Genomic DNA, 15,103 nt, shown 5'->3' on the forward strand with positions numbered 1-15,103 from the left:
TTCGCCGCGTCCACAGCCGTCGCCCCAGCGTCGCCGCGACAACTCCCCGCTAACCCGATTCCCGAAGCGAGCCGTACGATGACCGTTGCTGCCCTGGCGCTCGAAAACATCACCTGCACGTTCGCCGCGCGTGACAACCGCGCACAGCGCTACACAGCAGTTAAGGACACGACGCTGCGTATCGAGCCCGGCGAGTTCGTGTCGGTCGTCGGGCCGACTGGCTGCGGCAAGTCCACGCTGCTGAACATCGGCGCGGGGCTGCTCCAGCCGTCGTCGGGCGGCGTCAGCGTGTTCGGCGAACAGCTCAGTGGCCTGAATCGCCGTGCGGGCTATATGTTCCAGGCAGATGCGCTGATGCCGTGGCGCTCGGCGCTCGACAACGTGATGGCCGGCCTGTCGTTTCACCGCGTGCCGGCCTCGGAAGCGCGCGCGAAGGCCGAAGAGTGGTTGAAGCGTGTCGGTCTCGGCGGCTTCGGCGACCGCTATCCGCATCAGCTGTCGGGCGGCATGCGCAAGCGCGTCGCGATGGCGCAGACGCTGATCCTCGACCCCGACATCATCCTCATGGACGAGCCGTTTTCCGCGCTGGATATTCAAACGCGGCAGCTGATGGAAAACGAGCTGCTCGATCTCTGGGCCGCGAAGCGCAAGGCCGTGCTGTTCATTACGCACGATCTCGACGAAGCGATCGCGATGTCGGACCGCGTGGTGGTACTGTCGGCCGGGCCTGCGACGCATCCGATCGGCGAGTTCCGGATCGATCTGCCGCGGCCGCGCGATGTCGCCGAAATCCGTTCGCATCCGCGCTTCGTCGAGTTGCATGCGCAGCTCTGGGGTGTGCTGCGCGATGAGGTGCTCAAGGGTTATCAGCAGCAACTGACCGCTGTTTAAATGTGCCGCGCATCCCCGCCTGCGCATCGAAAAGAAGACGTGTTCAATAATCGTCCAAGGCAAACCAAGTCATGTGGAAGACGTTGCGCCCGAGCCGGGCGAATCTGGTGATCTGGCAGTGGCTGCTGCTCGTGCTGTGCTTCGTGCTGTGGTACGTGCTGACGAGCCCGACGCTGATACCGCCGTTCTATTTCGACGATCCGAACAAGGCGGCGTTTTTCTTTGGCGAGCCGCAGAAAGTACTGCAGCGGATCTGGGAATGGTTCACGGGCGGCGAGATCTATCTGCATCTGTGGATCACGCTCGTCGAGACCGTGCTCGCGTTCGTCTTTGGCACCACGATCGGGCTCGGCGTCGGCCTGTGGCTCGCGCTCGCGCCGACCGCGAGCGCGCTGTTCGATCCGTACGTGAAGGCCGCGAACTCGATGCCGCGCGTGATTCTCGCGCCGATCTTCGGCGTGTGGTTCGGCCTCGGCATCTGGTCGAAGGTCGCGCTCGGCGTCACGCTGGTGTTCTTCATCGTGTTTTTCAACGTCTACCAGGGCGTGAAGGAAGTGAGCCCGGTCGTGCTCGCGAACGCGCGCATGCTCGGCGCGAACCGCAAACAGCTGCTGCGTTTCGTCTATCTGCCGAGCGCGATGAGCTGGGTGTTTTCGAGCCTGCATACGTCGGTGGGGCTTGCGTTCGTCGGCTCGGTGGTGGGCGAGTATCTGGGCTCGGCGCGCGGCGTCGGCTATCTGATCCTGCAGGCCGAGGGCACCTTCGATATCAACACGGTGTTCGCGGGGATTCTGGTGTTGACCGCGTTCGCGCTGATTCTCGATGCGATCGTCGGGACCGCGGAGCGGCGTTTGATGAAGTGGCAGCCGCGCACCGGGGATACAGAGAAGCTGTGAACGTGGATCGCAAGCGGCGCGGCGGCCGAAATCGCAGTCGGCCGCCGCGCCGTTCTTGATGCTGCTTTATTGGTCGTGCTACGGCGTGATGACCACCTTGCCGATCACGCGGCGCTCGGCCATGTCGCGCAACGCGCGGCCGGTGTCGTCGAGCGAGTAGCGGGCCGACACGTAGGGCTTGAGCTTGCCTTCACGAATCCAGCCGGTCATCTGCTCGAATGCCGCGCGATTGCGCTGCGGCTCACGCTTTGCGAAGTCGCCCCAGAACACGCCGACCACGCTTGCGCCCTTGAGCAACATCAGGTTCAGCGGCAGCCTTGGAATCTCGCCATTCGCAAAGCCGACCACCAGATAACGCCCCCTCCAGCCGATGCTGCGAAACGCCGGCTCCGCATACACGCCGCCGACCGGGTCGTAGATCACGTCCGGACCTTTGCCATCGGTGAGCGCCTTGATGCGCTCGCGCAGATCCTCGGTGTTGTAGTTGATCGTCGCGTCCGCGCCGTGCTTCACGCAGGTCGCGAGCTTTTCGTCGCTCGATGCCGCCGCGATCACGCGCGCGCCGAGCGCCTTGCCGATTTCGACCGCCGCCAGCCCGACTCCGCCGGCCGCGCCGAGCACGAGCATCGTCTCGCCCGACTGCAGCGCGCCGCGATCGACCACCGCGTGATGCGAGGTGCCATACGCGAGCGTGAACGCGGCCGCGAGTTCGAACGACACGTCATCGTCGAGCGGCACGCAGGCCGCGGCGGGCGCAAGCGCCTGCTCGGCAAAACCGCCGGAGCCGGTGAACGCGGCCACGCGCGAACCAGGCTTGAACTGCGTGACGCCTTCGCCCACCGCGCGCACGATGCCCGCGGCTTCCGAACCGGGCGTGAACGGCAGCGGCGGCTTGAACTGGTATTTGTTCTCGATGATCAGCACGTCGGGAAAATTGACGGCCGCGGCCTTCACGTCGATCACGACGTGGCCAGGCGGCGCTTCGAGATCCGCCAGGTTGTCGACGACCAGGCTCTCGGGCGGCCCGTACTGCTTGCAGCGAATCGCGCGCATCGTGTCTCCGTATCGTTCAGGGTTGGCACTGTTTTCGAGTGTAAAACAAAGCGCACGACCGTGCGATTTATTGCGCTGCGGGTTACAACTTGCAGCGCGCTTTCGATGCGTCGCGCGCGCTTCTCGCGCAAGCCGTATTGCATTGCACAGCGCGAAGCACGCACAGGATCCGATTTCATCGACGAGCGCGCACGGCCGCGCATTCAGTGCGAAGCAGCATCTTTGCGTTCGATACAAGCATTCGCGCACCTGGAAAATACTGGCTCGCACGACGCTTGTGCACGCCACGCAGACACGCCGTCCATGTCGTTCGCGTGCCATCTTTCCTCGGTTACAATCGGCGCATGCGAATCCTACTCAGCAACGACGACGGTTATCTGGCGCCGGGCCTCGCCGCGCTTTACGAAGCGCTGAAGCCGATCGCCAACGTCACCGTGATGGCTCCCGAACAGAACTGCAGCGCCGCGTCGAATTCCCTGACGCTGTGGCGGCCGCTGTCGGTCCTGCGTTCGGCGAACGGTTTCTACTACGTGAACGGCACGCCGACCGACTCGGTGCACATCGCACTGACCGGCATGCTCGACCATACACCGGACCTGGTCGTGTCGGGTATCAACAACGGCCAGAACATGGGCGACGACACGCTGTATTCCGGCACCGTCGCAGCCGCCACCGAAGGCATCATGTTCGGGGTGCCGGCCATCGCGTTCTCGCTCGTCGACAAGGACTGGGCGCATCTCGAAGACGCGGCCCGCGTTGCCGCCGAAATCGTCGCGCATTATCTCGCGCGGCCGTTGCCGGGACATCCGCTGCTGAACGTCAATATCCCTAACCTGCCGTATGACGAACTGCGCGGCTGGCAGATCACGCGACTCGGCAAACGTCATCCGTCGCAGCCGGTGATCCGCCAGACCAATCCGCGCGGCGAACCGATCTATTGGATCGGCGCCTCGGGCCAGGCGCGCGACGCGAGCGAAGGCACGGACTTCCATGCGGTGGCCAACGGCGCCGTGTCGATCACGCCGCTGCAGCTCGATCTGACCTACACGCAAATGCTGCCCGCGGCGCGCGACTGGCTGCGCGCCGGGAGCGGCAGTTCATGACCGGCGAGCGCGCGAAGCGCTTTCCGTTAGGTCTCGAGGACCTGGTGCGCGAACCGCGCCGGCCCGAGGGACGTCCGGGTGAGATGCGCGCGGCGGCGCTCGCGGCGAGCGCGGCGTTGAACGCACGGCAGCAGTCGGCGAAACCGACGCAGGGCGGCGCGGCCGCACGGGCGCAAGCGAGGACCTCAGCTGCTGCGCAAGCTACGCCGGCGACGCGACCCCAGGTGATTCCCCAGGCGAAGACGCAAAGCTCTCCGTTTGGTACGTCAACGGCGGCGACCGGTGCAATGCCGCCAAAGCCGCAGGCCGCGCCAGTCGCAAAGACAACGGCGAACTCGTTGGCTGGTGCATTGGCGGGGCAGCCTGTCAAGCAAGCACCAAAGTCGTCGGTCAAGCCAGGCAAAAACTCGACGCATGCGCCTGGCCACAGCGCACGCGCGACGCCATCGCCACTCCAGTCGCAACTGCAGCAAAGCGCGAAACCCGCGCCGAACGCCGCGTTGGCCGGTGCAATGAGCGGCGCGATGAACAACGCCTTGGCGCTGACCTCGGAACGGGTTCGCGAACGCATGGTCGAACGCGTGCGAGCCAATGGCGTCAGCGATCAGCGTGTGCTGAACGCGATGGCGGCGGTGCCGCGCCACATGTTCGTCGATCCGGGTCTTGCGGCCCAGGCGTACGAAGATGCCGCGCTGCCGATCGGTCATCACCAGACTATCTCGAAGCCGTCGGTGGTTGCGCGAATGATCGAACTCGCGGCGGCCGGGCGCGCGCTGAACACGGTGCTCGAAATCGGCACCGGTTGCGGCTATCAGGCGGCGGTGCTGAGCCAGGTCGCGCGCGAGGTTTATTCGATCGAACGCATCAAGCCGCTATCCGAGCGCGCGAAGACGAATCTGCGTCCGCTGCGCATTCCGAATATCCGGCTGCATTACGGCGACGGGCGGCTCGGTTTGCCGTCGGCGGCCCCGTTCGACGCGATCGTGATCGCGGCGGCCGGGCTCGACGTGCCGCAGGCGTTGCTCGAGCAGCTTGCGATCGGCGGACGTCTGGTTGCGCCGGTCGGCTCGCAGGAAGGACAGAGCCAGGTGCTGACGCTGATTGAGCGCCTCGGCCCCGCGCAATGGCGCGAGTCGCGGCTTGATCGCGTTTTCTTTGTACCCTTAAAATCCGGAGTGATTTGACACCGATGAGTATGTTGCGCGCGATGCAGAGAACCACCCCGAATACCCCCCTGACCGTAACCCAGCGCAGCGTGTGCGTGCTCGCCTTGTCCCTGTTGATGACGGCCTGTGCATCCCGGCTCGACCAGGCGCCCGTCGTCGACCGCTCCGGCGGCGGCACGCTCGCCACCGCGCAGGGCGCGGCGCAACCGGCGGTGCCGCTCGGCCCGCCGCCGCCCGGCTACTATCGCGTGAAGCCGGGCGATACGCTGTACCGCATTGCGCTCGAAAACGGCCAGAATTACCGCGACATCTCGACGTGGAACAACCTGACTAACCCGAATCAGATCGAAGTCGACCAGCTGCTGCGCGTCGTGCCGCCGGGCGCGAATACCGCGGCCATGACGCCGGGCGTGTCGACCGCGCCGATCGGCAGCACGGGCGCGGTGCAAACACCGCTGAACAACAACGCGCCGGCCGTGGTCGGCGCCGCGATGCCGCCGCTCTACGGCGGCGCGACGAACGGTACGCCCGCGAATGGTGCGGTAGCTGCGCCTCCGGCCAATCCCTCTGCGGCGAGCGCCGACGTCGGCAGCGCCGCGGCAGGCAACGTAGCATTTGCATGGCCGGCGCGCGGTCCGCTACTCAACACGTTCAACGACTCGACCAACAAGGGCGTCAATATCGGCGGCTCGGCGGGCGAGCCGGTTAAAGCGTCAGCCGATGGTCGCGTCGTCTATGCCGGAAATGGGCTGCGTGGTTACGGCAATCTCATTATCATCAAGCATGATGCAACTTATCTCACCGCGTATGCACACAACCGCGCTTTGATGGTAAAAGAGGGGGACGCGGTTACGAAGGGGCAGAAGATCGCAGAGATGGGCGATAGCGATTCCGACCGTGTGATGTTGCATTTCGAAGTTCGCCGACAGGGTAAACCAGTCGACCCACTGAAGTATTTGCCGCCGCAATAAGCGATACGACCATGCCGAAATCGAAGCGCCGCCCGCCGCAAGCCGAGTCTGAGACGATCAGCGAAGTCACGTCTGCCGCAGTGGACGAAAGCGGCGCTTCGGAAGTGGAAGAAGAGGTCGCGGAGGAGCGCGATCTCGACGAACGCCAGAGCGGCCTCGACGACAGCGAGAGCGCTGACGCGCGCGAAACCACCGGCGAGGCTCCGCCCGACGCCGACGATTTCCGCGCACTGCTGCAGGCCGAGCTCACGGCCGACACGATTCAGCATTATCTGAATCGCATCAGCGTGAAGCCGTTGCTCACCGTCGAGGAAGAGCAGAAATATTCGCGCCTTGCCAAGGCCGGCGAGTTCGAAGCGCGGCAGGTAATGATCGAGCGCAATCTGCGGCTGGTCGTCAGCATTGCCAAGGGTTATCTGAATCGCGGCGTGCCGCTGCTCGATCTGATCGAGGAGGGCAACCTCGGCCTCATGCACGCAATCGAAAAATTCGATCCGACGCGCGGCTTCCGTTTCTCGACCTACGCGACGTGGTGGATCCGCCAGAGCATCGAGCGCGCGATCATGAACCAGGCGCGTACGGTGCGATTGCCCGTGCATGTGATTCGTGAGCTCAACCAGGTGTTGCGCGCGAAGCGCCATCTGGAAAAGAACTCGATGAATTCGGGGGAGGCGGCCGAGCGCCGCGACGCGAGCATCGACGACATCGCTTATCTGACCGGCAAGACCACCGACGAAGTCACCGACATCCTCGCGCTGAACGAGCACACCGCCTCGCTCGATGCGCCGCTCGATCTCGATCCGGCGAGCAGCCTGCTCGATCTGCTGTCGGACGACCAGAGCCAGTCGCCAGACGCCGAAGTGCAGCATCGCGAACTCGAAACACTGACACGCGCATGGCTCGCGCGTTTGTCGGACAAGCACCGCCATGTGATCGAGCGGCGCTTCGGTCTGAATCACATCGAGCCCGCCACGCTCGAGGAGCTGGCCGACGAAATGGGCCTCACGCGCGAGCGTGTGCGCCAGATCCAACAGGAAGCGCTGGTGCGGCTGAAGCGCTTCTTTGCCTCAAACGGTGTCCGCAAAGACGCCGTTCTCTGACCTGATGACACCGATTCTTGTTTTCGACATCGAGACGATTCCCGATGTCGCCGGCATCCGCCGGCTTGAAGATTTGCCCGCGTCGATGAGCGACGCCGACGTCGCCGAGCACGCGTTCGCCGCACGCCGCGAAAAAACTGGCAGCGATTTTCTGCCGCATCACCTCCAGCGGGTCGCGGCGATTTCCTGCGTGTTCCGTGACAACAACGGTTTTCGCGTGCGCTCGCTCGGTACGCCCGAGGACGGCGAGGCGACGCTCGTGCAGTCGTTCTATCGCGTGATCGAAAAGTACACGCCGCAACTCGTGTCGTGGAACGGCGGCGGTTTCGATCTGCCGGTGCTCAACTACCGCGCGCTCGTCAACGGCATCCCCGCCTACCGGTTCTGGGATCTCGGCGAGGACGACCGCGACTTCAAGTGGAACAACTACATCAGCCGCTACCACGCGCGACACACCGATCTGATGGACGTGCTCGCGATGTACCAGGCGCGCGCGAACGCGCCGCTCGACGCGCTCGCGAAGATGTGCGGCTTTCCGGGCAAGATGGGCATGGACGGCAGTCAGGTGTGGCAGGCGTTCCAGCAAGGGCGTATCGAGGAAATCCGCAATTACTGCGAGACCGACGTCGTCAATACGTACCTGCTGTATTGCCGCTTCCAACTGATGCGCGGTGGCTTTTCGCCGTCGGAGTATGCTGACGAGATCAACCTCGTGAAGAACGCGCTCGCGCTGGAAAGCGCGCCGCAATGGGCCGAGTATCTGGCGGCGTTCGAGCAGTAAGCGCGCGCGAGCAGAGCCTCCGCCGGGGAGCCGCAATCCGGGCCGCGATCCGCACTCGCTCCGCGTGTGGTCCGCACCGCATCGCAGGCAAGCCCGGCGCTTCGTCTACAATCCCGCCTTTCCCCATAGTTTGTCAGGAAGTCCGCAGGTGTCCCGAACTGCCCCCCAACGTCGCTCGCCGCGGCGCTCATCGAAGCATGCCAGGGCGCACGCCCCGGCGCCGGCGCCCGTCATTACCGGCAACGAACCGCTCATCGAAATCGTTTCGCTCGATATGGAAGCGCGTGGCGTGGGCCGCACCACGAGCGAAGACGGCACGCCGGGCAAGGTCGTGTTCGTCGAAGGCGCGCTGCCGGGTGAACTCGTCAGTTATTCGACGCATCGCAGCAAGCCGAAATTCGAGCAGGCCGAGGTCGTCCAGGTGTTCCGCGAAAGCGTGCTCCGCACGACGCCGAAATGCACGTACTTCAACATCTGCGGCGGCTGCTCGATGCAGCATCTCGACATGCGCGCGCAGGTGGCGGTCAAGCAGCGCGTGCTCGAGGACAGCCTGCAGCATCTGGCGAAGCTGCGCCCCGAAACGGTGTTCCGGCCGATTCACGGGCCGTCCTGGGGTTATCGCTATCGCGCGCGGCTCGCGGTGCGCTATCTGCCGGAGCGCGGCGGCATGCGCATCGGCTTTCACGAGAAAAAGAGCAGCTATATCGCCGACATGAAGACCTGCGAGGTGCTGCCGCCGCACGTGTCGGCGATGCTGATGCCGCTGCGTTTCATGGTCCGCAAGCTGTCTATCTACGACCGCGTGCCGCAGCTCGAGCTCGCGGTCGGCTCGTCGGTCACGGCGCTCGTCGTGCGCAACCTCGAACCGCTGACGGCCGGGGACGAGCAGGTGCTGCGCGAGTTCGCGGACGAGCACAAGGTGCAGTTCTGGATCCAGCCGGGCGGTCCCGACACGGTCACGCCGCTTTATCCTCTCGACGTGCAGCTCGACTACACGCTGCCCGAATACGGCATCCGTATGCCATTCAAGCCAACTGATTTCACCCAGGTCAATCACGCGATCAACCGCGTGCTGGTGAGCCGCGCGCTGCGCCTGCTGGCGCCGGCACGCACCGACCGCGTGCTCGACCTGTTCTGCGGGATCGGCAACTTCACGCTGCCGCTCGCGCGAATCTCGCGGGAAGTGGTCGGCATCGAGGGTAGCGAAGTGCTGACCCAGCGCGCGCTCGCGAATGCGGAGCTGAATGGCGTCGCCGGGCATACGTCGTTCGCGTGCCGCAACCTGTTCGAAGTCACCGCCGACGACTTGCGCGCCCTCGGCCAGTTCGACAAGTTCCTCGTCGATCCGCCGCGCGAAGGCGCGCTCGCGATCGCGAAGGCGCTCGCGGAGATCGCGCAGAGCGGCAACGGGCCGCTGCCGACGCGCATCGTCTATGTGTCGTGCGCGCCGGCCACGCTCGCGCGCGATGCCGGGCTGCTCGTGCATGAGGCCGGCTATCGGCTGGTGGGCGCGGGCGTCGTCAATATGTTCCCGCATACGTCGCACGTGGAATCGGTTGCGCTGTTCGAGCGCGATTGAGTCTCGCGGCGCGCATAAACGAAAACGCCACGACCGAGGTCGTGGCGTTTTCGTTTTCAGACGAAGGTCAGTGTGCCGTCGGCGCGTGAGGCATTAGAACTGCCACCACGACTTCGCCGTGCCGGGCCGTGCGTGGCCGGTCACGTACGGGCTGTCGGGGAAGGTGCCGGCCAGCACGCGACGAGTGTCGTCGGCGAGTTGCTGGTTGTTCAGCTTCTCGTACGACAGGATCATGATGTGCAGCGCGTCTTCGATGGCCGGCGCGTTCTTGTACTCGCGCAATGCGAGCTGCGCACGGTTGATGGCGGCGACATAGGCGCCGCGGCGATAGTAGTAGTCCGCGGCGTGGACTTCGTGCGATGCAAGCGCATTCACGATGTAGCGCATGCGCTGCGCGGCGTCCGCCGCGTACTTGCTGTTCGGGAAGCGGTCCACCACGACCTTGAACGCGTCATACGACTCGCGCAGTGACTTCGGATCGCGCTCGCTCATATCCTGGCCCGAGAAGCGGCCGAACAGACCGAGGTCGTCGTTGAAGTGGATCATGCCCTTCAGGTAATACGCGTAGGCGATGTCCGGATGATCCGGGTGCAGCTGGATGAAGCGGTCGATGGCCTGGTCGGCGGCGGCGTTTTCGTTGTCTTTCCAGTTGCAGTACGCGACGTTGATCTGCGCCTGCTGGGCGAAGTGGCCGAACGGGTCGCGGCCCTCGAGCAGCTCGAAATACTTCGCGCACTTGCCCCAGTCACCACCGGTCAGTGCGTCGTTCGCCTCCGTATATAATTTGTTGTTGTTCCACGCTGCCGTTTCGTCGGTCTTCTCCGGCAGGCCGTGGCAAGCCGCAACAGCGACGACGGCCGCGGCGCACGCAATGTATCCGGCCACTTTCCGGGCCGCCTTCTTGATGGCCGCCAAATTGATCGCCGCTTCAGTGATGGTGTTCAAGGCTCGCATTTTCCAGTCTAGCTTTACGTCCAGGTGACCCAGATTCAATGACCCGCTCAAATACTCCAGGCGCCGCAGGCGCCGGGAATGGCAACGAAGATTATAGCGTAAGCGCCGACCCGGCCGACGCGTTGGGCGTCGATTCCCTCGACGACGATTTCTCCAGCGACGCGCTCGCCGCAAGCAGCCCGCAAGGCTCTGCGGCCGCGGCGGCACCCGTGCCCGTGCGCGCGGCCGACGAAGCGCCGCGCAGCGTCGTGGTACCCGACGAACTGGCCGGCGAGCGCCTCGACAAGGTGCTCGCCAAAGTATTCCCGGAGTTCTCGCGCAGCCGTCTGCAAAGCTGGATCGAGGCGCAGCGGGTGCGCGTCGACGGCAAGGCGGCGAAGATCCGCCAGCCGGTGCCGCTTGGCGCAACGATCGAGCTCGTGCCCGATCTGCTGCCCGAGCAGCTCGCCTTCACGCCCGAGCCGGTGCCGCTCGACATCGTCTACGAGGACGACACGCTCGTCGTGATCAACAAGCCGGCCGGCATGGTCGTGCATCCGGCGGCTGGCAACTGGAGCGGCACCGTGCTGAACGGGCTGCTCTACCGCTATGGCGAGTCCGCGGCGGGTCTGCCGCGCGCGGGCATCGTGCATCGGCTCGACAAGGAGACCTCGGGGCTGATGGTGGTCGCGCGCACGCTCGAGGCGCAAACCGACCTCGTGCGCCAGTTGCAGGCGCGCACGGTCAAGCGCCGCTACCTCGCGCTCGTGTGGGGCAACCTGCCCGACGAAGGCACGATCGACGCGCCGATCGGCCGCGATCCGCGCGAGCGCACGCGCATGGCCGTGGTGACGGGCGCGGCCGGCAAGCCGGCGCGCACGCATTTCCGGCGCGTGGCCTCGGCGATCTGGCAGCGTCAGCCGGTCACGGCGATTCACTGCGATCTGGAGACGGGGCGCACGCATCAGATTCGCGTGCATTGCGCGCACATCGGTCATCCGTTGCTCGGCGATCCCGTGTACGGACGCGCGCGCGGCAAGCGCTCGGTCGCGCCGCTGCCAGACGGCTTCGCGCGCCAGGCGCTGCACGCGTGGCGGCTCGGCCTGATTCATCCGAAGACCGGCCGCTCGATGCAATGGCGCGCCGACGTGCCGGCCGACATCGGGGCGTTGTCGGCCGCGCTCGGTCTGGGTCGCGACGACGCGGGCGAGTTCGACGATGCGTATGGCGAGGATGAGGACTACGATGCATCGGTCGACGACGGCGCGTACGATGAAGGCAGCGACCACGACGAGGACGATCACGCATGAGCACCAATCTCCCGGAGCTGGGTTTTGCCGATGTCGTGCAACCCGCATGGAACGTGTCGCCGCGCGTGCGCGCGCTCGTGACCACCCGCGACGGCGGCGTCAGCAACGCGCCGTTCGGCCGCTGGCGCGATGGCGCCGAGCAACCCGGCGGGCTGAATCTGGGCACGAAGACCGGCGACGATCCCGCCGCGGTCGCGAGCAATCGCGCACGGCTCGTCGCGCTTGCCGGAGTTCGCGAGGCCGCGTGGCTCGAACAGATCCATGGCGCCGGCATCGTCCGCGCCGAGGATGCGATCGCGCACGCGCGCGACCATGGTGCGCCGGCGCGCGCCGACGCGAGCGTCACCGATGGCGCGGGCATCGCGTGCGTCGTCATGGTCGCCGATTGCATGCCGGTGCTGTTGTGCGACGAAGCGGGGCGCGCGGTCGGCGCCGCGCATGCCGGGTGGCGCGGACTCGCGGCGGGCATCGTCGAGCAGACCGCCGCGCGGGTCGCGGCGCTGGCGGGTGTGCGGGCGAGCGAGCTGCATGCGTACCTCGGGCCGTCGATCGGGCCCACCGCATTCGAAGTCGGCGCAGACGTGCGTGACGCCTTCATGACCGGTGCCGACGATGCACAACGCGACGCGACCGCGCAGGCGTTCGTCGCGCATCCCGCGAATGCCGGCAAATATCTCGCCGATCTGCCGGCGCTGGCGCGCCTGCGCCTGCAGCGGCTCGGCCTTACGCGCATCAGCGGCGGCGATCTGTGCACGGTCACGTTGCGCGAGCGTTTTTATTCGTATCGCCGTGATCGCGAGACCGGTCGCATGGCCGCGTTGATCTGGATCGACGAACAGGCGCAATCAATTGCCGATTAATTCGGGATGGCGCGCGGGCGCATCTTGTCATACTTTTAAAATCGAGCCGTGGTTTTATTTCGCGTGAATGCGCACCGGGTCGTTATTCGCGAATCCCACTGCCGACCCGTCGCTGACGGCCCGTTCCCCGGCCTTCACGCGCATTTTTTGTTGCGCCGCCGGAAGGCCCGCCGATAGCGCGAATCGCCCGCCAGCTGTGTGGGCGACCGAACGAATAAATTTGCTTAAGTGCCATGCGCCATAGGAGTTTTTCGGATTTACCCGCGGCAGGCATCATTTGATTCGTTAAAGCGCGATTTGCCATACAGGGAAAACGATAATTAAAAAACTATCGCACTGCGGCAAAATCGGGAGCAAGCATTGACATGCCTTGTGATGGGGAGCAAGAATGTTCCTTCTAAGCTCCTCGTCGTTCATGGGACAGGGCGTGACGAAGTCGCGAGCAATCGCCACGTGCGCACGGAACTGCCTCTCAACCCGTCCGCAAGGACTTACCGGTCAAAAGCAGGTATGGCAGCATCTCATTCCTCAGCTTCCCCCAGCACCGACTCCTCGAAGGAGCAGACGCAGCAGGCCGGTTCGAGCGGTGTATCGTCAGCCGCAGGCATGCAGCAATTTCTCGACGCCTGGATGAACGCCTGGCGTTCGTTCGGCGCGCAGCCCACTGGCACGGCATTTCAGATGCCCTCAATGCCGCAGATGCCGGACCTCGCGCAGATAACGGCGGGCTTCCCGCAAATACCGGCGTTTCCCGGCATGCCCGACTTCAGCAAGCTGGCCGCCGGTGCGTTGCCGTCGTTGCCGGGGCTGAGCATTCCCACCGCCGCGATTCCGCCCGAGCGTTTGCAGAAGCTGCAGACCGACTATTCGCGCGAGGCGATGGAGCTGATCCAGCAGGCCACCACGTCGGCGATCAAGGCGCCCGAGCTCAAGGACCGGCGCTTTAGCGCGGACGCCTGGAGCGCGGCGCCCGCCTACGCGTTCACCGCCGCGTGGTATCTGCTGAACGCGCGCTATCTGCAGCAGATGGTCGACGCGCTCGACACCCAGCCGAAAACCCGCGAGCGCATTCGCTTCGCGGTCCAGCAGTGCACCGCGGCGGCCTCGCCGAGCAACTTCTTCGCGCTGAATCCCGAAGCGCAGAAAACGCTGCTCGACAGTAAAGGCGAGAGCTTGCGCCAGGGCGTGATGAACCTGCTCGCCGACATGCAGCGCGGCAAGATTTCCCAAACCGACGAATCGCGTTTCGCGGTCGGCGAGAACCTCGCGAACACCGAAGGCTCGGTCGTGTTCGAGAACGATCTGCTGCAGCTGATCCAGTACAAGCCGCGCACGGCGACCGTGCGCGAGCGGCCGCTCCTGATCGTGCCGCCGTGCATCAACAAGTACTACATTCTCGACCTGCAACCCGAAAACTCGCTCGTCGCGCACGGGCTTGATTCGGGCCATCAGGTGTTCCTGATTTCGTGGCGCAACGCGGATCAGTCCATCGCGCACAAGACGTGGGACGACTACATCGGCGAGGGTGTGCTCACCTCGATCGACACCGTGCGCAAGATCAGCGGCCGCGAGCAGATCAATACGCTCGGCTTTTGCGTCGGCGGCACGATGCTCGCCACCGCGCTCGCGGTGGCTGCGGCGCGCGGCGAACATCCGGCCGCGTCGATGACGCTGCTCACCGCGATGCTCGACTTCTCCGACACGGGCGTGCTCGACGTGTTCGTCGACGAGGCGCACGTGCAGATGCGCGAGCAGAGCATCGGCGGCAAGAACGGCGCGCCGCCGGGACTGATGCGCGGCGTCGAGTTCGCGAACACGTTCTCGTTCCTGCGCCCGAACGACCTCGTGTGGAACTACGTCGTCGACAGTTACCTGAAGGGCCGCACGCCGGTACCGTTCGACCTGCTGTACTGGAACAGCGACTCGACCAGTCTGCCTGGGCCGATGTACGTCTGGTATCTGCGCAACACGTATCTCGAGAACAAGCTGCGCGAGCCCGGTGCGCTGACCACCTGCGGCGAGCCGATCGATCTGTCGAAGATCGACGTGCCGACCTTCATCTACGGTTCGCGCGAAGACCATATCGTGCCGTGGCAAACCGCGTATGCGTCGGCGCCGCTGCTCACCGGGCCGCTAAAGTTCGTGCTCGGCGCGTCGGGCCATATCGCCGGCGTGATCAATCCGCCCGCGAAGAAGAAGCGCAGCTTCTGGAAGCTCGATACCGACGCGAACACGCTGCCCGAAAGCGCGGACGAATGGTTCGACGCGGCGACCGAAGTGCCCGGCAGCTGGTGGCCGGAATGGACCGACTGGCTCGATCAGTACGGCGGCAAGAAAGTGAAGCCGCGCGCCAATTTGGGCTCCGACGAATTCCCGGTCATCGAGCCGGCGCCGGGCCGCTACGTGCGGCAACGGGAGTAGGTTCACGCACAGGCTCGACGCGCGCGGACGGCATTGCTG

13 protein-coding genes are annotated in these 15,103 nt (G+C 65.1%); 11 read left to right on the forward strand and 2 right to left on the reverse strand.

Annotation, left to right across the window (positions count from 1 at the left end; all coding sequences use genetic code 11):
- Positions 1–78: 78 nt before the first annotated feature.
- Together OKW26_RS24315 and OKW26_RS24320 are read left to right on the forward strand one after the other, a co-directional pair.
- Entirely contained in the window at positions 79–891 is an 813-nt protein-coding gene (locus OKW26_RS24315) for an ABC transporter ATP-binding protein (RefSeq protein WP_429355467.1), read from the forward strand.
- Positions 892–962: 71 nt separating this feature from the next.
- Entirely contained in the window at positions 963–1,787 is an 825-nt protein-coding gene (locus tag OKW26_RS24320) for an ABC transporter permease (protein ID WP_090804632.1), read from the forward strand.
- Between the two features lie 78 nt (positions 1,788–1,865).
- On the opposite strand, the gene OKW26_RS24325 is transcribed toward OKW26_RS24320, so the two are convergent.
- Complete coding sequence (locus OKW26_RS24325; protein WP_187610153.1) at positions 1,866–2,840, reverse strand: NADPH:quinone oxidoreductase family protein; 975 nt, start codon at positions 2,838–2,840, stop codon at positions 1,866–1,868.
- Positions 2,841–3,184: 344 nt separating this feature from the next.
- Between OKW26_RS24325 and surE the strand changes: the two genes are divergently transcribed.
- The 6 genes from surE to rlmD all read left to right on the forward strand — a co-directional run bounded on the left by surE (position 3,185) and on the right by rlmD (position 9,540).
- On the forward strand, positions 3,185–3,943 hold the full coding sequence (gene surE / locus OKW26_RS24330; RefSeq protein ID WP_184063695.1) for a 5'/3'-nucleotidase SurE: 759 nt from the start codon (positions 3,185–3,187) through the stop codon (positions 3,941–3,943).
- Entirely contained in the window at positions 3,940–5,127 is a 1,188-nt protein-coding gene (locus OKW26_RS24335) for a protein-L-isoaspartate(D-aspartate) O-methyltransferase (protein WP_429355468.1), read from the forward strand. The genes surE and OKW26_RS24335 overlap by 4 nt, the downstream gene beginning before the upstream one ends.
- Before the next feature lie 5 nt (positions 5,128–5,132).
- Positions 5,133–6,080 carry a peptidoglycan DD-metalloendopeptidase family protein gene (locus tag OKW26_RS24340; RefSeq protein ID WP_429355469.1) on the forward strand — a complete coding sequence of 316 codons (948 nt, stop codon included), beginning with the start codon at positions 5,133–5,135 and terminating at the stop codon, positions 6,078–6,080.
- Between the two features lie 11 nt (positions 6,081–6,091).
- Entirely contained in the window at positions 6,092–7,180 is a 1,089-nt protein-coding gene (gene rpoS / locus OKW26_RS24345; RefSeq protein WP_018418126.1) for an RNA polymerase sigma factor RpoS, read from the forward strand.
- Between the two features lie 4 nt (positions 7,181–7,184).
- Entirely contained in the window at positions 7,185–7,961 is a 777-nt protein-coding gene (locus OKW26_RS24350; protein ID WP_184064915.1) for a 3'-5' exonuclease, read from the forward strand.
- Positions 7,962–8,109: 148 nt separating this feature from the next.
- Positions 8,110–9,540, forward strand: coding sequence for a 23S rRNA (uracil(1939)-C(5))-methyltransferase RlmD (gene rlmD / locus OKW26_RS24355; RefSeq protein WP_429355470.1), 1,431 nt, complete (start codon positions 8,110–8,112; stop codon positions 9,538–9,540).
- Between the two features lie 93 nt (positions 9,541–9,633).
- Here the strand turns inward: rlmD and OKW26_RS24360 are convergent, their stop codons facing one another.
- Positions 9,634–10,494: an outer membrane protein assembly factor BamD gene (locus OKW26_RS24360; RefSeq protein WP_090804648.1), complete on the reverse strand. Its 861-nt coding sequence runs from the start codon at positions 10,492–10,494 to the stop codon at positions 9,634–9,636.
- A 38-nt stretch (positions 10,495–10,532) separates the two neighbouring features.
- Here OKW26_RS24360 and OKW26_RS24365 point away from each other — a divergent pair, with 38 nt between their 5' ends.
- From OKW26_RS24365 to phaC, 3 genes are all read left to right on the forward strand, one after another.
- Positions 10,533–11,783, forward strand: a complete 1,251-nt coding sequence (locus OKW26_RS24365; RefSeq protein ID WP_429355471.1) for an RluA family pseudouridine synthase — start codon at positions 10,533–10,535, stop codon at positions 11,781–11,783.
- Positions 11,780–12,643: a peptidoglycan editing factor PgeF gene (pgeF, locus tag OKW26_RS24370; protein WP_429355472.1), complete on the forward strand. Its 864-nt coding sequence runs from the start codon at positions 11,780–11,782 to the stop codon at positions 12,641–12,643. Before OKW26_RS24365 ends, pgeF begins: the two co-directional genes overlap by 4 nt.
- A 606-nt stretch (positions 12,644–13,249) precedes the next feature.
- Positions 13,250–15,064 (forward strand): class I poly(R)-hydroxyalkanoic acid synthase, encoded by a 1,815-nt coding sequence (gene phaC / locus OKW26_RS24375; RefSeq protein WP_429357125.1) that lies wholly within the window; start codon positions 13,250–13,252, stop codon positions 15,062–15,064.
- The last annotated feature ends 39 nt before the right edge of the window (positions 15,065–15,103 follow it).

This window comes from Paraburkholderia sp. 32, assembly GCF_050435345.1.
Classification (GTDB): domain Bacteria; phylum Pseudomonadota; class Gammaproteobacteria; order Burkholderiales; family Burkholderiaceae; genus Paraburkholderia; species Paraburkholderia tuberum.